Annotated in this window: 20 protein-coding genes, 1 other RNA gene, 1 pseudogene and 1 CRISPR repeat array; of the genes and pseudogenes, 4 read left to right on the top strand and 18 right to left on the bottom strand. The window is 58.0% G+C overall.

The features are described 5' to 3' along the window. Positions 1-5: 5 nt before the first annotated feature. The 11 genes from DMR_RS24345 to DMR_RS06710 form a co-directional block, all read right to left on the bottom strand. A complete protein-coding gene (locus DMR_RS24345; RefSeq protein ID WP_148208378.1) occupies positions 6-2,123 on the bottom strand; it encodes a hypothetical protein in 2,118 nt (705 codons plus the stop codon). Between the two features lie 61 nt (positions 2,124-2,184). Continuing rightward, positions 2,185-3,192 carry a site-specific integrase gene (locus tag DMR_RS06745; RefSeq protein ID WP_043600211.1) on the bottom strand — a complete coding sequence of 336 codons (1,008 nt, stop codon included), beginning with the start codon at positions 3,190-3,192 and terminating at the stop codon, positions 2,185-2,187. 127 nt (positions 3,193-3,319) lie between these two features. Continuing rightward, positions 3,320-3,661: a hypothetical protein gene (locus DMR_RS06740; protein ID WP_015860155.1), complete on the bottom strand. Its 342-nt coding sequence runs from the start codon at positions 3,659-3,661 to the stop codon at positions 3,320-3,322. 3 nt (positions 3,662-3,664) lie between these two features. Then, positions 3,665-4,243, bottom strand: coding sequence for a phage protein GemA/Gp16 family protein (locus DMR_RS06735; RefSeq protein WP_015860154.1), 579 nt, complete (start codon positions 4,241-4,243; stop codon positions 3,665-3,667). A 64-nt stretch (positions 4,244-4,307) separates the two neighbouring features. Beyond that, positions 4,308-4,373, bottom strand: an RNA gene (locus DMR_RS22770) — hammerhead ribozyme type II. 3 nt (positions 4,374-4,376) lie between these two features. Continuing rightward, positions 4,377-4,910 (bottom strand): host-nuclease inhibitor Gam family protein, encoded by a 534-nt coding sequence (locus DMR_RS06730; RefSeq protein WP_015860153.1) that lies wholly within the window; start codon positions 4,908-4,910, stop codon positions 4,377-4,379. After that, positions 4,903-5,526 (bottom strand): hypothetical protein, encoded by a 624-nt coding sequence (locus tag DMR_RS06725; RefSeq protein ID WP_015860152.1) that lies wholly within the window; start codon positions 5,524-5,526, stop codon positions 4,903-4,905. Before DMR_RS06725 ends, DMR_RS06730 begins: the two co-directional genes overlap by 8 nt. Next, positions 5,523-6,245: an AAA family ATPase gene (locus tag DMR_RS06720; protein ID WP_015860151.1), complete on the bottom strand. Its 723-nt coding sequence runs from the start codon at positions 6,243-6,245 to the stop codon at positions 5,523-5,525. The genes DMR_RS06725 and DMR_RS06720 overlap by 4 nt, the downstream gene beginning before the upstream one ends. After that, the gene (locus DMR_RS06715; protein ID WP_015860150.1) at positions 6,242-8,341 is read right to left on the bottom strand and encodes a Mu transposase C-terminal domain-containing protein; all 2,100 of its coding nucleotides are present in this window, start codon (positions 8,339-8,341) and stop codon (positions 6,242-6,244) included. Before DMR_RS06715 ends, DMR_RS06720 begins: the two co-directional genes overlap by 4 nt. A gap of 29 nt (positions 8,342-8,370) precedes the next feature. Then, positions 8,371-8,589, bottom strand: coding sequence for a DNA-binding protein (locus tag DMR_RS23210; RefSeq protein ID WP_081429585.1), 219 nt, complete (start codon positions 8,587-8,589; stop codon positions 8,371-8,373). Then, complete coding sequence (locus DMR_RS06710) at positions 8,586-8,945, bottom strand: hypothetical protein (protein WP_232502888.1); 360 nt, start codon at positions 8,943-8,945, stop codon at positions 8,586-8,588. The genes DMR_RS23210 and DMR_RS06710 overlap by 4 nt, the downstream gene beginning before the upstream one ends. Before the next feature lie 305 nt (positions 8,946-9,250). Between DMR_RS06710 and DMR_RS06705 the strand changes: the two genes are divergently transcribed. The 4 genes and pseudogenes from DMR_RS06705 (at position 9,251) to istB (ending at position 15,552) form a co-directional block, all read left to right on the top strand. After that, positions 9,251-10,024 (top strand): phage repressor protein, encoded by a 774-nt coding sequence (locus tag DMR_RS06705; RefSeq protein ID WP_070098049.1) that lies wholly within the window; start codon positions 9,251-9,253, stop codon positions 10,022-10,024. Between the two features lie 1,245 nt (positions 10,025-11,269). Further along, positions 11,270-13,000, top strand: a complete 1,731-nt coding sequence (locus DMR_RS06700; RefSeq protein WP_015860147.1) for a hypothetical protein — start codon at positions 11,270-11,272, stop codon at positions 12,998-13,000. Positions 13,001-13,246: 246 nt separating this feature from the next. Next, a pseudogene (gene istA, locus DMR_RS22765) lies at positions 13,247-14,762 on the top strand (IS21 family transposase). A 13-nt stretch (positions 14,763-14,775) separates the two neighbouring features. Further along, a complete protein-coding gene (gene istB / locus DMR_RS06685; RefSeq protein ID WP_015860144.1) occupies positions 14,776-15,552 on the top strand; it encodes an IS21-like element helper ATPase IstB in 777 nt (258 codons plus the stop codon). Between the two features lie 125 nt (positions 15,553-15,677). On the opposite strand, the gene DMR_RS06680 is transcribed toward istB, so the two are convergent. The 7 genes from DMR_RS06680 to cas5c form a co-directional block, all read right to left on the bottom strand. Further along, positions 15,678-17,033 (bottom strand): transposase, encoded by a 1,356-nt coding sequence (locus DMR_RS06680; RefSeq protein ID WP_015860143.1) that lies wholly within the window; start codon positions 17,031-17,033, stop codon positions 15,678-15,680. 79 nt (positions 17,034-17,112) lie between these two features. Further along, positions 17,113-19,156: a CRISPR direct-repeat array (repeat unit 32 nt; unit sequence GTTTCAATCCACGCCCCCGCGCAGGGGGCGAC). 178 nt (positions 19,157-19,334) lie between these two features. Continuing rightward, positions 19,335-19,625, bottom strand: coding sequence for a CRISPR-associated endonuclease Cas2 (cas2, locus tag DMR_RS06675; protein WP_015860142.1), 291 nt, complete (start codon positions 19,623-19,625; stop codon positions 19,335-19,337). A gap of 3 nt (positions 19,626-19,628) precedes the next feature. Further along, positions 19,629-20,660, bottom strand: coding sequence for a type I-C CRISPR-associated endonuclease Cas1c (gene cas1c / locus DMR_RS06670; RefSeq protein WP_015860141.1), 1,032 nt, complete (start codon positions 20,658-20,660; stop codon positions 19,629-19,631). After that, a complete protein-coding gene (gene cas4 / locus DMR_RS06665) occupies positions 20,657-21,289 on the bottom strand; it encodes a CRISPR-associated protein Cas4 (RefSeq protein ID WP_015860140.1) in 633 nt (210 codons plus the stop codon). Before cas4 ends, cas1c begins: the two co-directional genes overlap by 4 nt. A 14-nt stretch (positions 21,290-21,303) precedes the next feature. Beyond that, on the bottom strand, positions 21,304-22,173 hold the full coding sequence (gene cas7c / locus DMR_RS06660; protein ID WP_015860139.1) for a type I-C CRISPR-associated protein Cas7/Csd2: 870 nt from the start codon (positions 22,171-22,173) through the stop codon (positions 21,304-21,306). Between the two features lie 3 nt (positions 22,174-22,176). After that, positions 22,177-23,886, bottom strand: a complete 1,710-nt coding sequence (gene cas8c, locus DMR_RS06655; protein WP_015860138.1) for a type I-C CRISPR-associated protein Cas8c/Csd1 — start codon at positions 23,884-23,886, stop codon at positions 22,177-22,179. Continuing rightward, the gene (cas5c, locus tag DMR_RS06650) at positions 23,883-24,539 is read right to left on the bottom strand and encodes a type I-C CRISPR-associated protein Cas5c (RefSeq protein WP_015860137.1); all 657 of its coding nucleotides are present in this window, start codon (positions 24,537-24,539) and stop codon (positions 23,883-23,885) included. Before cas5c ends, cas8c begins: the two co-directional genes overlap by 4 nt. Positions 24,540-24,644: the final 105 nt, after the last annotated feature.

Raw genomic sequence — 24,644 nt, 5'->3', positions numbered from 1 at the left:
TGGGCTCATTGAAGTTCATACTTTTTTTGGGCTGCTTCATTATTATATAGGTATCGTTGTTGAATTAATTTCTTGTCAACATAACTAATGGAAGCTTCTTGCAGTTCGAAAAAACTAAAATTTTCGTCATATAAGCTATCCTCTTGGATAAATTTTGCTAAGTCATCTATAGAAATATTTGATCCTTTCCATGTAGAAACAGGTTTGTCGCCGAGTGTAATTTGTCCTGTGTTTATTAAATTTAACAATTCATGAATGTAGCGAACTGCAACAGAATTGTGTCTATACCCGTACAGCGCCCTGTTTCCAGTGGCAATGCATGGAACTATATGATAGGTTCCGGTGCTGGCTAGTCCAAGTCTATTTAGTATAGACGTTCGAAGTTTTTCGTCCGAAAAAAATAATCTTGTGAAATCGTTTAATCGTTTTGCCCCGTAAGTAATATAGTCAAAGCTAGTCCTTAACTCGGCGATATTGCAAGGATGTAGTGAGTTTTTAATTTCAAATACGATTAAATACCCATCTTTGGCTAATATGACGTCGAGTTCGCCTTCCTCATTGTTGGAGCGATATTTTAAGTTTTTACAAACATTTTCAAACTTATTGACAAGCGAACTATACAACATGTTAACTGTTGGTTCGTATTCATTCGTTTCGTAAAATCGTTTCTTCTTTAGGCTGAGTGAATTTCTTACCGTGTTTGAGTTGTAAAAAAGATTAAATGGCACAACTAACTCACTTTCGATTTCAATAAATGGCGTGTACTGCAAGTCCAATGCGTTGCTTTCTTTTGACACCCAGGACAACAATTTGACAATAGACTGGACTTTGTTTTTAGGCATCAAAATTGACACAGCGTTAATGAAGTCGGTTTTCTTAAAAACAGGAATCAGCGATCTAAACGCCATGGCTTTTTCTTTAGCATTCCCTTTTTGAATCTTTTCTTTTAAAAAAGACATCATTATAGAACTTAGGAAAACAATGAAACGCTTGAATTTAAAAACATCAGTTATTGTCACGTCATCTTCGATTTTATAATTAAAAAAAGTATTTTCAGATACAAAGTGATTGTGGTTCAGGTTTTTAATTTCTGCTAATTCCTCGTAAAAATATTTGTCTTTGAGGAATTCGTCTTTGAAAGTTTCAAGAATTTTCTCTGAAATTTTCAAAACCCACCGTTCAACAGGGTGGTCAAGTTTGACTATAAGACTATCATACAGGCGTGGAGCAGAATAAAAAAAAGTTCCAAATGAGGCTGCTTTGTTTTTATAGGCCTGTTCTGTGGCCTCTATGATTTTGTAATTGGCCAAATCCTGCATTAAAAATCCTAAATGACGTGATTTTTCGAACAATTCATCCTGGCAAACAAGGCAAACTCCACTTTCTTTTTTATCCATTGTATAGGGAAATCTTTCTATGCGAATTTCAGAATACATATACTCTTTGAGACTGTATGTATCTATTATGGCGCACAAATATTCTGGATCAAACAGCGCATTTTCATCAATTTCATTTACGTTATTGAAACCGAGATGACACTGGTCTTTGTGTATGTAGAGCAAATACGAAGCGCCTTCAGACAAAGCTTCACGGGTATATAATTTGCGTGGCCGTCTTGGGTCTTGGATTGCTTTTGAGGTGTCATGCATAAAAAACATGTCTATAATAGCTACTACAGTTTTGAACAATTTATCATCGTTTTTATGAGTGAAATGTATGATTTTTTCGTATAATTTTTTCACATCACGAGTTATGCTCAAGAAATTATCCACTGACTTGATATATTTTGCTGTTCTGTCATCTACTTTTGTATTTAGTGAAGTTAAGAAAAATCCTTTTAAAAAAGCTCGAATCACCGGCGGCATTGAGAAATCATATTTTGACGCTCTAAAAAACCCGATTTTTTTAATCTCTTCAGAAAACAGCAAGGAATCATACAGAAACCCTAAAACTAATAGCTTGACAACATCCTTGGGATTGTTCTTGAACAACAATTTGTTCACTTCTTTTACGAGGGACTTGATAAATTTTTTTTTGTTTGTAGTGATCTTAATTGGGAAATACTCAAAATTTCCATTTCCAAATTCATTTATCGAATCAGAAATGCACAATACTGCTTTCATAGAAAATCTCCACTCGGAAAATAAAAAAGCCCTCAGTTTGACTGTAAGGGCTTTATTATATCTAGGCGTGGGCCTCTCCCCGCCGCGCTCCATTAAGCCGCTTTACTAGCCGCGCTGTTCGCAAATGAGCGTACCGCTTGAGCGATTGCAGCGATTTATGGCCGGTAATCTCGGAAATTTCGAGATCACTTAAATCCGTACTCTCAAAAAGTCTTGACGTTGCTTCGTGCCGAAGATCATGAAAACGCAGTCCAACAATTCCGGCAGCGGTACACGCCTTAGTCATCCATTTGTCAATTGTATCTTCGTGAATATCCCAAATCTTTCCAGAAATATTTCTTGGCAAATCACTTAGGATTTCGACAGCCCTTTCATCAAGCGGCACAGTACGAGCGGAACTGTTTTTTGTGTCTGCTAAATGAATCGTTTGCTGTTTTAAATTGACACTATCCCACTCAACACCAAGAATTTCGCTCCGACGCATTGCCGTTGCAATAGCCAACTCGACAATTGCGCGGAATTCCGGCGGCTGGCACGCTGCCAACAGCCTTTTTTCTTCGTCGCCCACGAGTCGGCGGGTACGCCCGCCGGGCAACTTGGGCTTTGTCGCGTGTTCGACGGGATTTGACAACGATTCCATGCCCCAATCGGATTTAGCAATGACAAACACCCGAGAAATAAGGGAAAAGTCAAGCCGCACGGTATCAGGACCAGCCCCGCCTTCCTCCCGGACCTTCCGAAATTCGGCAATGTCCTTGGTGCGGATTGTTGACATAATCCGCTTAACCAATGGATATTTTTTAAGATTTGAGATACGCCGAACTTCCCGAGCATGAGATTTCATAGCGGGAAGATAGTCTTTGGCGTAGCGGTCAAGGCATTCTTCGAGCGTCGTAGAGTCGGCTTCTTTACTCGATACCCACGCCCCACGAAACATTTCCGATTCCCGGGCCGCCGCCCAGGCTTCGGCCTCGGCCTTGGTGTCAAAGGTCTTGCACGTCGTCGGATAGCCCTTCCGCCGAATCCGGGCTTCCCACTGAAGATTCCCACGACTGCGAAATGTTGCCATTGCTTCACCTCTTTGTTGGAGGAAGTGGAGCATATTTGGAGCAATAAATCAAGAAGGGGCTAGGCTTTTGGCCTAACCACTTGAAATACTGGAGCCAGCATGGAGACTCGAACTCCAGACCTGCTGATTACGAATCAGCTGGCCCAAACAGGCCGGTCAGCGCCTCGGCCTGCTTCTCCCAGAGGGTGCGGCAACTGCGGCAGCGGCGCTTGTCCGTAGCCCGGCAACGGGCGCAGCCTATGCGCTCGAGCACTGCAAACACCGCCCCGGGCGTCACGTCCAAAACCGGGGCATCGGCCAGCGCGGCCCGGATGCGGGCCGTCTGGCGTTCCACGTTGCCGGGATAGCGCCCGGCCAGAAGCTGGAGCACGACGCTTTTGGTGATGCCGGTGGCCTTGCAGAAAGCGTAGAGGGTCCGATGGCGGGCCAGGATGGCGGCCCGCAACGCCTCGCGTTCGTCCGGCCCCATGCGTCATGCCGCGCCGCGCCGGCCGCTTCCGGCCTTGCCGTTGCCGGTAATGCCTTCGTGGGGCTCGGGATCGATGCCGGCCTTGCGGCAGCGGCTCCACAGGTCCTTGGCCAGGGTGGCCAGGGCGGCCGGATCGGTCAGCCAGACGAACCGCTCGACGCCGAACTGCTTGGACACCCGGCCGTCGAGGCTCTTGGGTTCGTAGCCAAGCAGCAGCCACAGGGTCACGATGTAGCGCTTCTGGCGCGCCAGCGGCCCGGCGGGAATGTCCAGACGCTCGTAGCCGTCGGCCTTGTCGCCTTTCTTCCAGCCCCGGAGCCGCTTGGGCAAAAGCGGGATGTCCACGGCCGCATGATCGGGCAGCCACTGCGCCGCCAAGGCGTCCAGGACCTGGTTGCGCTCCCCGAGGGAAAGCTTCGACCAGGAAGCGCCTTCGCCGCCCAGGATGCGGCCGAAGAGCTCCACAAGAAGCGCCTTGTCGGTCTCGTAGGAAAGCGACGTGGCCGGCAGCAGCGTGCCGAAGAACACCTTGCTTTGCATGTTGTAGATGGCCGCGCAGGAGACAAACGGTCGCGTTGCCATGGGATACCTCGTTTGGTTGTAAGCGCCCCGGACCTCCTGCTTAGAAGACAGATGGTCCCAAGCGCCTCGGCTGCTCGTCAGGCCCGGGCCGCCACGCCCGGACGACCGCCCGCATGGGGCGGTTTCGCAGGGATCAGGCGGCCGCGTTTTCGAGCGCTTCGGCCTTGAGCTCGTAGAAGAACTCGTCTTCCGCCACCTTGCGGACGCCGACCGTCGCCAGTCGTTCTTCCGGCCAGTCGCGCATGGCTTCCTTGTCCACCTCGACCTTGGTTCGCAGCGCTTCGCGGAAAGGCTTGCCCGCATCGCCTTCGGCCAGCTCCTGGAGCCGTTCCAGCACCAGTTTCCAGGTCCACTTCACCAGGGTCTTGAGCTTGGTGGACTGCCGGAAGCCCAGGACGCCGAAAGTCATTTCCAGGGACTTCTTTTTCGGGAACAGATCGTCCTTGCGGGCCGTGGCGAAATTGGCCAGGGCCGCTTCCAGGTCTTTCTTGCGGGTCAGCAACGGTTCCGACTGCGCCTTGGCCTCGGCCTTGATTCGGTCGATGGAGTCGTTCATGACGCACTCCAGGGCGGCCACGTCGCGCTGGATGCCGGCCAGTTCGGCCAGGGCCGCGTCCACGTCCTTGACGTCGGCCAATACGGCGACCTTCGGTTTCGTTCTAGCCATGGGACACCTCCTCTTCCTCCTTCTCGAACCGGGCCAGGATGGTCCGGCAGTTGTCGACGATCTTGGCGCGCACTGCGGGCTGGTAGGGGTCATGCAGCAAAAACAAGCGGACCAGCTCCAACGCCGAACGCTTTTCGGCTTCAAAAGGATCGTTGATGCGCCGGGGGGGATAGGGCGTTTCGATCTGCTGCCGGGCTTTCTCCGTCGCCCGGAAGAGTTGCGCCGCGCCGCGCATGCCATGGCGGCCGACATAGCCTTCCTCGGCAAGCCACAGGCAGTAGCGGCGCACGTGGTCGTAGGAAACGCGAGTGACCGAGGCCAAGTCCTGATAGGAGAAGCCCGACTTGGCCGAGCGGATAGCCCGCCAGACCCGTTGCAGGAATTCGCCTTGCTGCTTGCCAACGGCATGCGGGTTGAAGCGGAAAACACCGTCTTCCACTCGGATAAGCTCCTGGCGGCGCGCCATGTCGTTGACTTGGCGGCGTACTCGGGACTTTGCAGGCTCATCCGAACAACCGAGAGCCTCAAACAATAGTTGATGGGTTACAGTTTGCTTGCCGCCAACAGACAAGCCTTGGATGACCAAGCGCACACGATCGGCTTCCGGGGTTCTCATGCCCGCCTCCAGCTCTTTTGCTTCTGGATTGCCGCCACCATGGCCGCGTCGGCCTTGTCGGTCTCGCGGGCCTTGGCCGCCTGTTCCAGCAACTGCACCATGTTGCGAACCAGCCGCATGTCGCCGTCCGAAGTGGCCCGGACCATGGCGCAAGCTTCGGGCGTCAGGTCGAGGCTGGCAGCTTCAAAGGCAAAGGCTGCGATGTCGGCTTCATCCACAGGCCCGAAGGCAACTTCCTGGGTCACACGGGACCAGATGCGGCGGCGCTCAGATAAGAGCCCAATAAGTTCTTCTTCGCCGATCAGGATCACGGCCGCGCCAGTCGACTCGTGGATGTCGCGCAAGTCCTCAATGCGCCCGAAGTGCAAGCGGTCGGCCTCGTCCATGTAGATGGTGACGGTCTGCCCTTGGTCTCGCCGCTTTCCCAAGGTTTCGATAATGCGTACCTTGCAGGCATGGGCGGATCGCGGCGTGGTCTTATCTCCCGTCGTCTCCTTGCAAAGCCGTCCCAGGAAGGCGGCTTGCGTCATCCCCTCCCAGGCTGAGATGAAGACTCCGCCGCGTTCGGAATGAGAGTTGCGCGCGGTGAAGGTCTTGCCCCGGCCGGCCTGTCCCCAGGCCACGACAATGCCGGGCTGTCCGCGCTGGGTGTCCTCGACGGTCAGCACGGCCCGCCGAAAGGCGGTCACATTGCCCGTCTCCACAAAAACCGATTTCATGCGTCTCCTCCCCCGTTGGCGGCCTTGCGGCGGCGTTCGTAGACCGTGCGCAAGCGCGCGTAACGTCCAGCCGCGCAGGCCGCGTATTCCTCGGTTTGCTCGTAGCGGGCCATCCAGTCGGCGTCGGCCTCACGCAGGGCCACGCCGTCCCTAACGGCCAAGTTGAAAAGGTATTCGTAGCGGTCGAGTTCGCTGACGATGGCGGGCATCTGCGCCGGCGGCACGTAGGCCGGCACGGCTTCGAGCTTGGCCCTGGCCGCGATCTTGGCGGCCTCGATGCTTTTGACGTCCGGCGTGCGGGCTTCCGGCAAAGCCTGGGGTTCCGCCTTGTCGGACGTGACAAGGCGCATTCGGCTTTGCGTCTCGGGCAGCACCACGCTGTTGAGGAACTCCCGGGCATTGGCCGTGACCTGGTTTTCGAGCGCCTTCTTGTAGGCGATTTCCTGGGTCAAAGCGGCCTGGTCTTCGGCCGTACCCAGGAGGCGGGCGGCGGGATGTACCTTGGGCGCGGGCGTGGCCTCGCAGATCAGGTTTTTGCCGGACTGGTCATAGATCAGCACCGAGCGACGATCCTGGTCATCGAAACGCACCAGCACGGGATGCCGCAGGCTGTGCAGGAAGGGGTGACGGTAATATGTCCCGAAGAGACTCACGCCGTTGCGGTCAATGGTGCGCACGGCCTTGGAGAGCATGCACAGCCGCAGGCGCACCAGTTCGGCATCGGTAAGTCCCGGACCCATGCCGGCGGCAAACGCTTCGGCCGGGCTCTTGCCGCCGAGGTGGCCACGTTGGGGCCGTTCGGCATAAGCGTCGAACCACGTGGCGATGGCGGTGTGGGCCTCTTCCAGGGTCAGCGGCCGGCCGCCGGAAGCCTCGTAGACCTTGCGGTGCAGCTTTTCCCCGCGCATGAGACGCGGCGGCTTGGATTCGATGGACGTCCCGACATAAGAGGGAATCCAGCGTTCCAGTTCGCCAAATGTCCTGAAAAACCGTTCGATGGTCTTGGATTGGCCATGGTAGGGCCAAGCGAACAGCGGGGCGACGCCGAGCTCTTGAAAGACGCCGCCGAGACCGCTTTGACTGAGGTCGACGCCGTTAAAAAACTTGCTCCGAAAGGCCTTGCCGTTGTCCAAGTAGGCGACCTTGGGAAACTTGCCGAGCCGCAGGCAGGCGCGACGCAGGGCCGAGGCAATAGCCTGGGTGTTTTCCGTGGGCAGGATTTCCCAGCCGAGCGGGTAACTGGACGCCATGTCAAACCACAGCACCAGTTCCATGCGCGCGCCCTTGCCGGTCTCGGGGTCAAGAATCTCGAAATTCAGGGCGTGGCCGTCGGCCACCAGGATGTCGCCGACGCCGATCCGGGAGTAGTCGCGCTCAATGAAGGGACAGCACAGGTCGTTCCAGGCCTTCTTGCCCTGTCTGGCATAGACCCATTCCCCATAATTGAGGGTCATCCACTTCTTGAGGTAGCGGTACAGCGTGATGTCGGCGCAGTCGGGGAGTCCGGCGGCCTTGAAGGCTTCCCGGGCCATGCGGCAGACTTCGGCCAGACGCGGCTTGTTGGGATGCCGAGCCAGGGCAAGCAGGATTTGGGCGTGCCTTTCGGTCACCACCGGCTCGACGCGAACGCCGCCACGCGTGTCGGCCAGCTTCAGGACCGAGCCGGTCCGACGCATGGCCAGCTTCCAACGCTCCACCGACTTCCAGGAGACGTCGCCGAGCACCTCCCGGATGGCCGGCCAGACGCCGGCCGTGTAGGCGGCAATGAATTCTTCCCGCGCGCGGCCCTTGTTGGAAGCCTTGGCCAAGGCGTCGATGTAAAGGCGAACCAGATCGGCCTTGGCCAGGGCCTTGCGGCGCTGCGCTTCGGTCAAAGGTGTTTCGCTCGAGTCAGCAGGAAGATGAACCCCTTCGTGGGCGATCAGCGCGGTGCGGACGTCTTCGGGGAGCGAAGCAGCCAAATACAGGCGACGTCTGCCGCCACGGCAACTTTCCTCTTGAAACGCCCAGCCGTCCTTTTTGGCCCGTGCTTCGATTGCTTGCCGTGAGACATCGAATGCCTTGGCAATGTCCTTGGCTGTGTAGTTTTCCCGCATGGCGATGCCGTAAACCGTAGGCGTTCGACCTAAGCCGCTTGCTCGCCCTGCATGTCTTCGGGCAGCGCCAGCAGTTTTTCCGGACAACCGACGGCAACAAGCGCACGGAGCGCGCGCCTGTTGTTTCTTCTGCCGTGGATGGTTTCCGAAACCATCGATCGCGCAATGCCTGCCGAGCGAGCAACGTCAGACACAGAAATGCGTCTTTCCACGAGCCACGCGCGAATCTTGTTTCCTTCGCGTTTCATAGTTCAGCCTCAATTTTTCGTTTGCGCTCGCGCAGTGCCTTGATCTCCCGTTCGGTGCGCGCAAGCTCCAGAAGCTTGGCATCGGCGGCTCCGATCACTCTCCAGCCCATTCCATGCGAACGCGCCAATACGTCGAGGGGTTCAGGAGTTCCAAACACATGACAGAAAAGATTCAGGGCTCGGATTGTGGGCACGTAGTCGACCTCTTTGGGGTTGAGCCACTTTTCAAAGGTGGCCAAGCCAAGCTCCCTGGCGTTTCCCGAGGTCAACCGCACGCCAAAGCGCCTGGCTGCGGCATTAAGCCTGTCCACGGCTTCTGCCCGTGACACTCCCGCTGCCTGGATAATCCGGTCCATGGACAGGGCCAGACCCTCGTCCGGGCAGAGCTCGACCAGTTCGAGCAGGCTGAGTCGTCGGGACTGAGGGGCCAATGTTGATTTCTCCAATCCGAAAAAAACCGAATGGCGGACATTGAGTAAAACCTTTGGCCCTGCTAGCTACGTTCGTAACGGGCCAACCGTCGCCGTTCTGGGATCATGATTAACGGCTAGGCATTTAATCGTCAACGGAAAAATTGCTTGCAGCTTAATTAAACAGTTTAAACACCAGTTGAGCCGCTATCTCCTTGGTTTTGTTGGGGGTGCTGCTAAAAGGAAAAGTTATGACCCTTGCAGGTTCCCTTGCACCTTCGGACGAAAAAGCTGCAACCGCTGAATTTCAGGAGATATTTACCCGTCTCAAACTGGCCACAGGGGCAGGGACGGACACCGAGCTCGCCAAGGCTTTAGGCATAAAGCAAGGAGCGGTCTCGGCCGCCAAGCGCAGCCTGCAAATCCCTCCTGTCTGGATAGCGAAGGTTTCTAAAGGTTTTTCCGTTTCTGCGGACTGGCTTTTTTACGGTACCGGCCCGATGGAACGCGGAGGGGCTGCGGTTGCCTCAGGACCAGGGCAAACGACGGGCGCAATTCCGGCAGACGCGCCCCCCTGGATGGCTCCGGAAGCCGCTCCCAGCATGGGGTATACGCTTGTCCCGAAGGTGCAGGCCCGGTTGGCGGCAGGCTCCGGCAGTCTGGAGACGGAAGGCGAGGTGATCGGCTATTATGCGTTCAAGACGGATTTTCTGCGGCGAAAAGGTCGTCCTCAGAAAATGGTCTTGATGGACGTGGCTGGCGACAGCATGGAACCTATCCTGCTGGATAGGGATACCGTGCTTATCGATGAAAGCCAGAATGCAATTATCTCTGGCGGGCTTTTCGCGGTGGGAGTGGAGCAGGAAGTCTTTGTGAAATACCTGGATCGTATTCCAGGCAAGCTGGTGCTGCGAAGCAAGAACTCCGACTACCAGCCCATAGAAGTGGACATGAACGGCGATCTGGCCGCGTCAGTACGGATTATCGGGCGGGTCGTCTGGAGTTGCCGGGAGTACGTGCGATAAGCACACTATACGAATTGGAGTAGAGCGCTTTGATTCCTGACATTGGCTTGATGATCGGTTTTTATATTATCACGAGAATGTTGACGTTGCTTAAAGGCAAGGATTCCGGCGTCGTCAGGTTTTTTGGAGTGGTTACAATAATTGTAGCTGTCCTTTGTATGGCTGATTTCTTGCGGGGAGGCTTTTCCGGCGGTATAAAATAGCTTTTCACAGGGGATTTAAATGAGTGGCATTGGCTCCGTAGCGTTTGCCTCAGCTGGATTTGCCTTCAACAGATCGGTCGGGGCTGCAGGTGACGTGCCTTCTCAATTTGCCTGAAACGCTTTCCGCCTTTTAGCCGCTTTTCCCATCTTGCCCTATTGCCCTCTCGCGATCCGGGCAGACACCCCAAAGTCCACGTCAGTCCTACGTTTAGCCCACGCCCGTCCTACCCGATTCAGCCCCCACGCCACTTCTCACTTTGCCTGACTCCCCATAGTTGGCGGACCCGATTTGGCCACTATTTGATCCTCTTTCTCTTTTGTCTTTTCTGTGGTAAAGATTCAGCGGATAGCTGTTTTCTATAGATTATTGTTTAAGGGTCTTGAAATGATTCGAGTGACTTTGGCAGAGCGGACTGCGTAGATGATTATTGATTAAAAATATATACGATAAGCGCTGCGGAATGTGCGGAGTCTGTCGGAGTGAAACTGGTGAACCGAGCGAACATGACACTGCTAATGAGTGTAGACGATGCGCCAGATCGTGTATGAACTCTGTGCATGGGCGCAGATGATACTGAGGAGTTTGTCATGACGAGACTTTCAGCGCTGTAATACACTCGATATTTGTTTTTTATTTGTCAAACAATGATGATGGGTTTTTGACGGGCTGATTATTCTAGGCGACTTGTGGTATTTTGCAATACAATCCACGCATAAAAAAATTATTCCGATTTGTTGTGGAAATGATGAAGAAGCTTAATTCCAACAGATAAACCACCGCCTCTGGCGGTGTGACCCGAATCGGTTCGACCGTTCCGGGAATCTGGCCTTCGGTAATCAATCCGACAAGTGATTCATAATGGCATGATACCGGAAGTTTCTTATTCTTGAGTCGTTAGCCCCCTTCGAGGGGGCATCATCATACCACCGGCTATGCCGGTGGTAGCTGATTTGGCTATGAAACCAGCTCGCAATTGGTTGCTTGTTTGTTGAGGACAGGCTTTAAACCGTTTTCGGATAAAAAAAGGAATATATTTTTAAAATGTTAACTGTCATTGGACCCGGGCAACAAGTCCGCGATGTTTGCTGTCTTTATAATTTTAAAAAAATACAATCGTGGTATAGTCTTGCCTTCTATTCGTTCTTTTCTTTTGGGATTGTATATTTTTTTTACGGAGAATTTATTTTTTCAGATCGAGTTGGTGCGTTGGATTGGAGGAAAGATCTTTTTTATTTTCATTTTTTATACGACTCTTTGCATAAGTTTGGAGTAATTCCAGTCTCGTTTTTAGCTATACCGTCGGATATAGCATGGTTTTCTACTCTCCAGGATCTGTCTTACTGGTCTAATCCTGAAGTCATTAGCTTGTCTCCTTTTCTTCCTCTAGCCTACGTAATGTCTTTCATGGCCTTTATGAAAGCCTATTTTGCCGCACACATTTTTGTGGCTGTCTGGGGGGTGCGGTTCTTGGCCGCGCGAACGGGCCTCGGCACTGTACAGACTATGGCGTTGTTGGTTCTTTTTTTATTAAACCCCTGGCTGGTCCAGCACTTGGCTATTGGTTACACGCCCCAGATAAGCCTGTGCCTAGTGCCGCTTTTGGTCGCCCTGTTGATTTCAGAGCAGTTTCGGCCGATTCAATTGGCCGGTGCGTCGCTCGTCGCCGCTTGGATATTCTACCAAGGTGCGCTGCATTTATTTGTTTGGCTTTGCATGGCTATGGGGGTGACTATTGCTATGATCGCGCTGCTTGGTCGCCGGGCCGATGTATTGTGGCGGGCAGCCTTTTTTTTCATGGGTACGCTCATACTTGTTTTGCCGAAAGTCTATGCGGTGTCAAAGGTCTACGGCGTCTGGGAGCGTTTCCCCGCCGTCGGGTATGCCTCGTTGACAGACGTCTGGGGGCTTTTGACTGACGACTCTTTTCCGATGTTTCTCTTTCCCGAGACTTACACAAAATATAACGTGGCCTTTTACGACGGTTCGCTTTTGGTTGGATCGGTATTTGTTTTGCTCGTCGTTTGGCTTGTTTTTGAATATCTCAGCCAGCTTCGCATCGTTAATGCCCTCCGTCTTCGCGACGGAGTTTGCTTGCTCGCCGCATCAGTATTTTTTCTCCTAGGCTGGAACACGATCTGGCGCACCGTCTCTGGCTATTTACTCCTGTCTTCGTCCGAGATATATCCCTTTCGTTTTCTTTTTGTCGCCTACAACTTCATGATTTTTTTTGTGGTCGATCGCATTGGTCGTTGCCACGCCAGATTCTCCGGGCGCATCCGGAATGCTGTGATTTATGCTGCGCTGACGATGACCTGTCTGACATTTTATGACCGAAACCGTGAACTTATGCCTTATCTTACAGAAAATCCGAATTTTTACGGTGATTTTTCTATCTCGGAATTCTACAGCAACCGCATCGTCGCTCAGTCTGGCCAGACGCTGTTGCCTGTTACGGCAACTCCAACAAGCGTAACCATCATTCCCGCTGGTGTTGCTGGCCACCACATCCTTTTGCCCTGGCTTCCCTGGGGCGCTGTTGGGCATCATATGTTCCATGGAGCCAGGCCCCTGCGAGAATCTCCCTATGGCGGGACAGTCATCGAGGTCACGTCTGCGGCCAGTCCTGTGGTTATTGAGCCAGACTCCAGCAGTCGCGGCATGCTGCTGACTGGAGTGTCTCTTTTTTTTGCCGGGTTCGTTGTCGTAACAACTTTTGTTCATCGCAAATGGGTTGTTGGCAGTCGGCCTACAAAGCGCCAAGAATCTAGATGATCTCCGTTTTCGCGTCATGTGCCTGTCGGCGACCGCTCCTATGGATCCACTGGGTGCTCAGCTAATGGAGCCACGGCGTGCTCCCATAATGGAGCCATTTGGTGATCAGGCAATGGAGCCATTCCGTGATCATCTAATGGAGCCAGGGCAGCCGTAAGCGACCGGGTTTCGGACCTTCGAGACGCCGCGTACTTTTTCCCGATTCACAAACGGGAGGAGCGCGGGATGTCTAATCGGAGGTTCGAGATGTACGAGTATCGTCAAGCCCTTGTCCGGATGCGCCTTGGCGAGTCCGACAGGCAGATCGCAAAGACCGGCCTGATGGGGCGCAGAAAACTCGCCCACGTCCGTGAGACAGCCGAATCGCAAGGATGGCTCAATCCAGCGGCGTCCGTGCCCGCTGACGCGGACCTTGCTTCGTTTTTTCCTGGCCGGGCATCGAAGCAGCCATCCACTTCCAGTATCATCCCCTTCCAAGACGACGTCCGGGACTGGGTCAAGCAGGGCGTTGCCGGCTGCACGATCCACCAAGCCCTGATTCGCAAGCACGGTTTCACGGGTGCGTATTCAAGTGTCAGGCGCTTCATTGCCAAGATCAAAGAGGTCACTCCGGCGGCCACGGTGATGCTGGATTTTGCCCCGGGCGACGCGGTGCAGGTGGATTTTGGTGCCGGACCGGAGATCACTGACGCTTTCACAAGGCGAAGTTATCAAGACCCATTTCTTCGTGATGACGCTGGCTTGGAGCCGGCATCAGTATGCGGAGATCGTGCGCGACCAGAAAATCGAGACCTGGCTTGGGTGCCACCGTAGAGCGTTTGAGTTTTTCGGCGGCGTCCCGGCCAGGGTCATCATCGACAATCCCAAGTGCGCCATCACCAAGGCCTGCTACCATGACCCCGTGGTACAGCGTTCTTATGCCGAATTTGCAGAGAGTTACGGATTCCTGGTGTCGCCTTGTCCGCCGCGTGATCCCCAGAAAAAAGGCCGGGTGGAGGCTGGCGTTAAATATATCAAGAACAACTTCATGCCGTTACGCGACTTCCGCAGCTTACGGGACGCCAATGACCAGCTGCTGGACTGGGTCATGAGCATGGCGGGCAACCGTATCCATGGCACCACCAAGGAACAGCCCTTAGCGATGTTCGTCGAAACAGAGAAGCATGTCTTGCGATCTCTGCCGGATGTGCCGTTGGAGCTGGCCGTCTGGGCCAAGGTGAAGCTGCACGGCAATTGCCACGTCGAGTTCCGCCGCTGCTACTACTCCGCCCCGCACCGTCTGGTGCGTCAAACCCTGTGGCTGCGCGCCACGGAAACAACCGTCCAGATCTTCCACGACAACGAACTGGTCGCCATCCACTCTCGGCTGTCACGCCCCGGGAGCAAAGCCACTGTCCAGGAGCATCAGCCACCTGAAGCCCAAGCCTACATCATGCACGATCCGCAATGGTGTCTGGCCCAGGCCGAGAAGGTCGGCCTGGCCTGTCGGGAGTGCATCGACGCGCTGTTTTCCCACAAGGTCCTGGACAATCTCCGGGCCGCCCAAGGAACACTCCAGCTTAAGAAGAAGTATGGGGCCAAACGCCTGGAAGCCGCCTGCCGCCGCGCCTTGGACCATCACGATCCTCGCTACAACACCGTCAAACGCATCCTGGAAAAAGGGCTGGATGTCCTGCCGCGTCCCGTTTTCCATGAGGAGGTGAAAGAGGTCTACAGAGGAAAGTCGAAATATTGCCGTGAACTGCGAGGAATACTGCAATGAAAAGGAGGAACTCATGAACCCTATGCCAGCGCTCGAACCCGCGCTCAAGCAACTCCGGCTCTCCGGCATCCTGGATTCCATGGAGATCCGCAACAAACAGGCCATCGAGAACGGCCTGTCACACGTGGAGTTCCTGGCCATGCTGATCCAGGACGAGGTGGCCCGCCGGGAACAGAAGAAGTTCTCACTGCGCGTCCGCCGTGCCGGTTTTCGTAGCGAAAAGACCTTGGAAAGCTTCGACTTCAGCTACAATCCGTCCGTCAACAAGGCGCTCATCCTGGACCTGGCCACCTGCCGCTTCCTGGAGGAAAAGGCCCCGGTACTCATCGTCGGTCCCTGTGGCACCGGCAAGAGCCATACCGCCCAGGCCCTTGGCCATGCCGCCGCCAGAAACGGCTACGAGGTGCTCTTTACGCCTATCGGCAAGCTCCTGGGGATGCTCCAGGCGGCCAAGGCGACCAACACCTATGACAGAAAACTGTCCACCCTGGCCAAGACGGACCTGCTCATCATCGACGATTTTGGTCTGAAACCCTTTAAATCCTCTGAGAATGAGGATTTTCACGACCTGATCGCCGAGCGCTATGAGCGCTGCGCAACGGTCATCACCAGCAACCTGGACTTCGCCGAATGGGGGGAGGCTTTCAACAATAAACTGCTGGGGGCGGCGACCTTGGACCGGATTCGGCATGGAGCCTACAAGGTCATTCTTGAAGGAAGGAGCTATCGAAGCTCCCGAGAGGAAGCGGCGCTCAAAAACCTCGTTGCCGGTGCGGAGGAAAACACCTAACTTTTCGATGCGTCCGAACCCCGGAATCGCCACCCAAGGTGGCTCCATTAGGGGTGAACATCGCTGGCTCCATTAGGGCGGTCAATGACACCGCCTATCAGGCCGTTGCAAAAAGCTGTTTCCGGCTATTCTCCCCCGCAGATGATGGCGATGGGGATGATCCCGCAGCATCGTCCCTTGACCACCATGACGATGGCCAAATAGGCCATTGAGGGATGCTGGTCAGGCCAAATGAGCGCAAGCCAGGCACTGGCCCAGCCCCTGGGGGTGCCATGGCCGGTCTTGACCCGCATCAGCAGGCCGAGATTGAAACCAGCCACATGGACCAGATAGCGTTTCCGGATGTTCTCTCGTCCTCTGAGCCAGACCCGGCGCATGCCGCCGCACCGGTCCAGCGTATGCTCGAAGCTTCTTTCGACCAGTTCCGTCCGCTGTTTTCCCATGGCCTTCCCGACCATCGAGGATATCCGGATTCGGTTGTTGTACACGGCGCGTCGCGCCTCTTGGTCGCCACGCCAGGAGTTCAGACCGTTGCGTTTGGGTTCGGCGATTCTCGTCCGCCATGGTCCACCGTCCAGAACCTTGAGGACATCCCGGGAGAAATAGCCTTTATCCGCGACCAGTTCCGCAGGGTCGTCCGGGCATGGCGGTGTGGAAGTGACCCGCCGCAGACTTTCTTGAGCGGCTTTCAGCGTCGTTTGCAGAGTCGAGGTGTCCCCTTTGTCCGCTTCATGCACCTCGGCCGCCACCACCGCGCCGGTGTCCAGGTCCACCGCGTGCTCGGGCTTGTACGCCAGATGCGTTCGGCCATCCTTCATCTTGGCGATCTTCGCCTCGGGATCGACCGGTGACCGCCAGTCCTTGTTCGAAAGCGTCTTGCCGACGCGCTTGCGGTCCATGCGAGCCAGATCCTCATCTATCGGAGAGTCGATGCCGCTCTCCTTGGTCATGCGCAGGAGCATCTTGCGGTAGCTCTCACTCGTGTCCCGGCGCACGATGGTTTTGAGCGCCGCGTTGGCCTCCATGGTCGAAGCGTCCACGCCAATGCGGCCTCCAAGGACCAAGCCATCCTTGCTGAGCAGCTTGAGAACCCAGGTGAAAACCTCTTGGTGGGTCGCCAGTGGCAGACGGGACCGTGTCCGGCTGAGCGAGGAATGATCCGGCACAGACTCCTTGGGCGAAAGCTGGAGAAAATTCCGGAGGGAAAGCGAATCAGCGCAGCGCCACTCAATGCCGCGCTCGCTGTCGATGCCCTCGAAATACCCCACGAGGTGCATCCGAAAATACCGGCCAGGCGGAATGGAGGGACGCCCCTTGTCGGAATAGAAGGGCTTGCACAGCTTCTCGGCGAAACCATCGAAGCCGGCTTTCCGGAGAATCTGCTGGAGACGATCGTAAAAAGCGTGCCCACGAGACCGAGGGATCTCATCCCAGGCCAGATACATCGTCCCCTGCTGATCACCCTGACGGCCAAGCCCCATCAGATCACCTCCGGAACCCCGATGGCTGGATTCTCGGTCACTTGGCGGAGTTTTTCAACACGCTGTTATACGCCTTGTCGTTTCAATCCACGCCCCCGCGCAGGGGGCGACCGGCTCACGAAAGGCTTGCCGACGTGCTGGTTCTCGTTTCAATCCACGCCCCCGCGCAGGGGGCGACGCCACCAACCAGGACGTGGACGCGTCTTTGACGTAGTTTCAATCCACGCCCCCGCGCAGGGGGCGACCGCCCTCCACCTCAACAGGCAACGTAAATACGCAGTTTCAATCCACGCCCCCGCGCAGGGGGCGACGGTGGACGGGGACCACGAGAGTGGCGCATCCCGGGTTTCAATCCACGCCCCCGCGCAGGGGGCGACGCCTGCAATTTCGACGACGAGGCCGTGGACACGTTTGTTTCAATCCACGCCCCCGCGCAGGGGGCGACTTGCGGCCGACAGCCTCCTGGACGAGTTGGATAGGTTTCAATCCACGCCCCCGCGCAGGGGGCGACGCGAGTTTGTTGGCGTGGACACAACCCTGGCCGCGTTTCAATCCACGCCCCCGCGCAGGGGGCGACCCAAAAGCGTTTGCCGACCTGTTGTACATCCTGATGTTTCAATCCACGCCCCCGCGCAGGGGGCGACACGAGCTTCGGTAGGTGACAGAGATTGCGTCGGAGGTTTCAATCCACGCCCCCGCGCAGGGGGCGACATGTGGTGCGCCACCACCAGCGTCAACGACTTTAAGGTTTCAATCCACGCCCCCGCGCAGGGGGCGACACGCACAATTTTTCCGGCACCAAGCAAATCGTTTGGTTTCAATCCACGCCCCCGCGCAGGGGGCGACTCCTGGAGATGGTCATTGTGGGCCATCGTCAGGATGTTTCAATCCACGCCCCCGCGCAGGGGGCGACTACGGGGCCAGGGCGGCCTTGACGGGGGTCATATCGTTTCAATCCACGCCCCCGCGCAGGGGGCGACGGGCGTATTGGCCCCGGCGGCGGCACTGTGCGACTGATTTCAATCCACGCCCCCGCGCAGGGGGCGACTGCGACAGCCCCGGCGGCGTGGTCACCGGCATCCAGGTTTCAATCCACGCCCCCGCGCAGGGGGCGACCGGTCATCAAGGGTCGGCTGCTGCTCAAGGGCAAGTTTCAATCCACGCCCCCGCGCAGGGGGCGACGGCGGCTGGGTCTACAAGTACCAGGGCAGGGGAAAGTTTCAATCCACGCCCCCGCGCAGGGGGCGACGGAAAGTCAGACTCTTCATTGGCTTGGGTTGGCCCAGTTTCAATCCACGCCCCCGCGCAGGGGGCGACAACTCCTGGCCTCGCCCGATCCGGCCGGGGAGCCGGTTTCAATCCACGCCCCCGCGCAGGGGGCGACTAAAGCCAAGGGGGCTACAGTTCCAAACGTCAAAAGCCGGTTTCAATCCACGCCCCCGCGCAGGGGGCGACGAATCCTGCCCCGGGACGCTGCCGGGCACGGCCGGTTTCAATCCACGCCCCCGCGCAGGGGGCGACCCGCCGGCTCGGTCGGTTCCGGCGAGCTGCCCTTGGTTTCAATCCACGCCCCCGCGCAGGGGGCGACAGGGGTCCACGCCGCTGGGGGCCGGCCAGCTCATGGTTTCAATCCACGCCCCCGCGCAGGGGGCGACTGGCATGGTCTGGAGACCGGAATTACCGTTCGTGGTTTCAATCCACGCCCCCGCGCAGGGGGCGACGTGATCTGGTCAAGGAGGCGCGGCGGCATGGGGGGTTTCAATCCACGCCCCCGCGCAGGGGGCGACCCCCGATCATTTCGTAATCCTGGTACTCGTCCAGGTCGTTTCAATCCACGCCCCCGCGCAGGGGGCGACATGTCCATTTACGCCACCACCTCCGTGGCCGCCTGGTTTCAATCCACGCCCCCGCGCAGGGGGCGACTGGTGCCGGCGGCGACCTGCTTGGCCCAGTCGTCGTTTCAATCCACGCCCCCGCGCAGGGGGCGACCGCGGATTGCCCGTCGGTGCTGCTGGAGTTCCCGGTTTCAATCCACGCCCCCGCGCAGGGGGCGACCGATGTCTGGATCAATGGCGTGTGGGTGGGCAAGACGTTTCAATCCACGCCCCCGCGCAGGGGGCGACTGTCGCTTACGCGACCTAGCGGTTGCGCGGCCTGAGAACCACGCTGCCGCGAACCTTCCGACTCTTACCAACACGTGCTCTGTTGTCAAAGAGCCTGACAAGCTATCCGACTGTTATCACTACAATTAGCACCATCGCGATCCGGCCGGGGTTTTGCCGGGCGCTGGCGGTTCGCGATTCAGATGATAAGCGGCCCTTCCTGGTCCACGCCGGGCTTGACGCCGACATGCTCTACCCTCCCCCGCCAGTTCGACCCAAGGTAATAAAAACGCAGACTGTCCTTGTCCGGGTCAATCAAACCAAGCAGACGATGCTTCAAACGCTCCCATTGGCCAGGATCAACCAGGCACTCGAACACCGAGTACTGCACGCGCTGGCCATAATCCTTGCACGCCTTGGCCACACGGCGCAGCCGACCAGATCCTCCGTCATCAGCCGTCGCCACGTCGTAGCTCACCAGCACCAACATGGCCTACTTCCACAAAAGCGGCGGATAGCCGTCCAGATCACCCCGAACATAGCGGGCGAAAAGCGTCGCCTGCATGTGAAAAAGCAGGCCGAGCGGCATCTTCTCCCGCAAAAACGGATGTTCCACCACATCCTGCTTGCGCTCCTGATAGGCTATAAGCACCTCCTTGCGCGTGGCCTCGTCCATGAGCACGGCCCCGGTCTCCGCCGTGATAAACCCCTTGGGCCGCACACGCCCCAGGTTGATCAGCGTCAAGGCCAGCCGGTCCGCGAAAAACGGCCGGAACTCCTCCATCATGTCCAAGGCCAGGCCCGGGCGGCCCGGACGGTCGCGGTGCAGAAAACCCACCGCCGGATCAAGACCCGTCGTCTCCAGGGCCGAGCGCACGTCATGGGCCAGCAGCGTGTAGAGAAACGACAGCAGACAATTGACCGGGTCCAGGGGCGGCCGCCTGTTGCGGCCGGCAAACCGGAACGCCTCATGGCACGAGACGATAAGCTGATCAAACACGCCGTAATAGGCGTGGGCCGCGTCGCCTTCCAAACCGCGCAGGGCGTCCAGGTCGCTTCGGGCCTCAAGACCCGTCAGATGCTGGCTCAGCCGGTCGACGACCCGGCGCACGGCCGAAGCGTCGATCTTCTCGCCATGGTCGCGAAGCGCCCGCAACAGCACGGTGCGCGCGTTGGCCAGTTTGCCGGTGAGGAAAAAGCGCGCCGTCGCGGCGCAGGTCGCCGTATCGTCGGCCATGCGGTATTGCTGCCTGCGCAACAGCACATTACCCGAGGCCGGCCCCTGCACCTTGGCCAGAAACTTGCCGTTTACTGTCAGGAAACTCACGGCCACGTTGTTCTCGGCGCAGTGACCGAGCAGAAACGGACTGACCGACACCTGGCCGAAGCACACCACCCCGGCCACGGTGTGGATGGGCAGGCGCAACCGCACCGTCTCCTCGACCTTGACGGCCAACGTCTCGCCGTCCTTGAACAGATACGCGCCCTGAGTGGTCACATACAGCGTATTGAGGTGACGTTTCATGGCGTCTCCAGCGCCTGGCGCAGATAGGTCCGAACCGAGCGTTTGCCGCCGCAGGCGCGCGGCAGGCAGGCCCCTTCCATGGAACAGGAGGCGCAGCGGGAGTCGTACATAGCCTCGGGCGTGAGCCCGGCCCGGATGAAGGCGTGCAAATCCTGGCAGGCCGCCTGCGTCGTCTCCCGCAAGGCGGCGTCGAAGGCCACGCCCAGACGACGACGGGTACGTCCGTAAAAAAGCGCGCCCGCCGGCACGGGCCTTCCCAGCATTTCTTCCAGGCACAAGGCCTGGGCGCACAACTGCACCGTGTCGCAGGCCTCGGCCTTGGGCCTGCCGCGCTTGTATTCCACGGGGAAGGCCGTCTCCAGGCCATCGCTGGCCGGGTGGAACTCCACCACGTCGGCCACGCCCGTCAGGCCAAGTTGCAAGGAGCGCAGGGATACGGCCCGGGCGACGCGTATGCCATCGTGGGACTCGTACCCCTGCTCATGGGCCCGTTCGTGGAGGATGCCGCCCTGGACCGTGAAGACGTTTTCGGCCCAGGCCCGCTCAATGTGGATCAGCGCACATTGCCGCCGGCAAAAGAGCAGATGTTGCAAGGCCGAAATCGGGAGCAGCGCCTCCTCGCTGAACATGGCTTTTTCCCCTGCTAGAGCTTTTCGATCAGCTCCACACCGACCGGCAGGTTGGCGGCATCGACCGCCACGGCGTAATCGCTGTAGGCCCGGGCCGGCGAGCTTTTGTCGGTCGCCCGGGACACGCCGACCAGATCGAAAAGCTTCTGGGCCGGTGCGTTGCCGAGCATCGACTCGTGCTTGAAGACGACGAGCTTGCGAGCGTTCATCTTGCCGCGCGCGGCAGAATGGTCGTGATCGAACATGACCAAAAGCGCCTGCCACAGCAATTCCAGGTCGTCCTCGGAAAAGCCGGTCTGGGCGGCCAGATGAGCCGAGATGAAGCCTTCGGCCCGATACAGGCCATAGGGCACGATATGTTTGCGGCCCATGGTGCGGTTGTCGCCGGACTGGCTTTCGGCCTCTTTCTCGGTGGCCACGGCCATGCGGGTGATGCTGATTTCCAGGGGCACGACGGGTTCGATGCTGCGGGCGAAGTTGAGCTGCACCGGGCCGCGCACCTGGCCGCAGTTGTTGTCCTTAAGCGACATCACCGCGCCAAAGGCGCGCACGTCGAAGAAATTGGCGCACATCCAGTCCCGGGCTTCCTTGATGGCGTCGGCCTTCTTGCCGCCCTCCTTGGCCACGGCGGCGTGGGCGCGGCCTTGCACCGTGCCGAGCACCGCTTTTTCGCGGATATAGATCTCGAAGGGGCTGACGTTGCCCTTGGCCAGTTCCACAAAATTGCGGATCTTGCGCTTGAGGCACACGTCCGTGACCAGGCCATGGCTGGTTTCCGGGTCCAGGCGCGGCATGTTGCCGGCGTCGGGGTCGCCGTTGGGGTTGCCGTTTTCCACGTCAAAGAGGAACACGAACTCGTAGCGGTTGGCGATGGGCTGGCTCATGGTCTAGTCCTCCCCCTTGGTCTTGGCGGTCTTTTTGTAGTTCTCGCGGCGCTGATGGTAGTAGCCGATGGCGAACATGCCCTGCTCGTCCAGGGACAGATGCTTGGGGAAGGTCTGGACGGTTTCCAGGATTTCCTCGATGCGCCGGTCGGAGACGCCGCCGTATTCGGCTTTTTCGATATGGTGTTGGGCCAGCCGCATGAGTTGCGGAAACACCGCCGCCGGGGTGGCCGAGGCCGAGCCGTAGTAACGGTCGCGGATGGTGGTATTGGCTCCGGGGATGGCCTCCTGCTGGGCTTTTTCGAGCACGGCGAACAGCCGTCCCAGGCGATAGCCGACGTCGGTGCAGTTGGGATCGAGACTCACGGACACCTCCTTTTGACGGTTGCGGACGAGATAGGCCTTGAGCATGGCCGCGCGCGGGTAATTGACGGTCTGATCGGCCCGTATGCGGGTGATGACGGCGCGCGGCAGGCTGGCCGGATAGGGCGCGTCGGTCAGTATGGAACGCATGAGCGCTCCGGCCAGGGCCGGATTGACGTTTTTGAGTTCCCCTTGGGCGGCAATTTCCCGCAGCAGTTGCCATAGCCCCGGGAATTCGGGCTCGTTGTCAAAGGCCCGGTCCATGGCCAGATCGGCGAAGTGGCGGCCGACGGCGGCGCACACGCCGGCCACGGTGTCCACATGCCAAAAGCGCACGGACAGGCGGGCGGCGTTGGGGGCCAGGCCCAGGATGAAAAAGCCGCTTTGCAGTTCCTCCGGGTCGTCTCGCGGCTTTTTGCCGTCGCGCACGGCTTCCAGAAACCGCCGGACGGCGTCTTCGGTGCCGTCGTCGGCCGTGGGGTCGAACAGGAAGCCGAGGAGTCCCTCGACTTCGCTGGCGCGTTCGGTCCAAAACACCGTGGTGGCGTCGCCGATCTGGACCCGCTGGCGGCTGCCCTTGCGCAGCAGATGATTGAGCGCCGTGGTGTAGGCGAAAACGGCCGGCTCGCCCACGGGCGCGTTGTAGCTTTGCTCCTTGCCGTAGGAGGTGAACGACTCCTGGTTGTAGGAAACGAGCGCCGCGCCTGACGACTGGGCGTCGCGCACGCCCTTTATGCTCGGATGCAGGCGGGCGATGGGCGCGTCCTGGCCGGTGACCAGGCACATGCCCCGCCGCTCCCTGGACGCGCCGGCCAGGTGATCCAGCCAGGCCTGGCGCACGGCCGGGCGCTCATGGACATAGCCCAATCCGCCGCCGGCCAGCCGGAAAACGAGGTTGCAGCCCTTGACCATCTCTTCCCAGCCCGGCAGGTCCGGCGCGTCGGCCGGGTTCCAGGCGTCGAGGAAAGACAGCACGGCGGCCATGCCGGCGTCGTCCAGGCCGTCGCCGATTTCGTGGCACCGGGCCTTAAACGCCTCGAAGGTCTTGGCCGTGCGCTCGGGCTTGCCCTTGTCGTCGGCCCCGAGCACATAGCCGGTGTTGTCCCACAGGAAGTTGGCGGCAACGCCCACCGACCGTTTGACGGCCTCGGGCACGACCAGTTCCTGGGGCGCGGTTTTCTTGCCTTCGGTCTGGCGCAGATCGAAGACCGGCGGCTCGGCCAGCTTGCCGTCGGCGTCGATGTGCAGGGCGAAGTGGATTTTTTGTCGCGAAAACCCGGACAGCGGCACGGCCGGTTCCGGCTCTTGGCTCAGGCGGTCGTAGTAGACGGCCAGGGAGGTGAGGATCATGTCCGCACCTCCGCCGCGTCGAACCGGGGCACGTCGATGACGCCGCCGGCCAGCTGGGCCCGGAAAAACCTCGGCGTCATGTCGTGGGCGAAATCGATGTCGTGGAGCATGAAACCCAGATCCTTGTCGCGGTCCTGGGCTGGCAAGTCCGAGTCCGGCCAGGGACCGTCCACCCACTCGAAAAAGGCCGGGAATTCGCGGCAGCCCAGGTACGGCTGGTTGAAGCACTGGCCGTTTCGCGCCCGGCGCTTGAACATTTCCGCATGCTTGGCGGCGTTGTCGTCCTGGCCGGTCAATTCGAAATGGGCCTCTATGCCGTAGGCCACGTCGCGCAGCACCAGCGCGGCGCGCTGCTGCCGGTCGTCTTCAATGAACAGCGGCTGGGGCGCGCCGCCCTTCATGGCGGATCTGACGTTGCCGTAGGGGATCTTGCCGCCGAGTTCGTTGCGGCGAATGGCGGTGAAACGGATGGGGCTCAAAACGTGGATGCGGTCGATGACCCAGGTAATGCCGGGTTTCCAATAGATCGCCTCCAGAATGCCGCGCGCGGCCGACGGCGTGACGACATCATAGGAGACGCGCTCGGATTTCATCTCGGGGCGCGTGAAGCAGGCGAAATCGCCCCAGACCTTGAGTCTGACGCCAAAGGACATGCCAACCTCCTTGCTGGTGTGCGCTGGAGCATGGTCACTGCCGAGGGTGTTTTTCCTGATTCGCGGCCCTCCTTTTCCCTCCCCCCAGGGCAAGATCATTGACAA

This window comes from Solidesulfovibrio magneticus RS-1, assembly GCF_000010665.1.
GTDB lineage: Bacteria > Desulfobacterota > Desulfovibrionia > Desulfovibrionales > Desulfovibrionaceae > Solidesulfovibrio > Solidesulfovibrio magneticus.
Note: the sequence above shows the minus strand (reverse complement) of the source record. Positions and strands in the feature narration are given on the sequence as shown.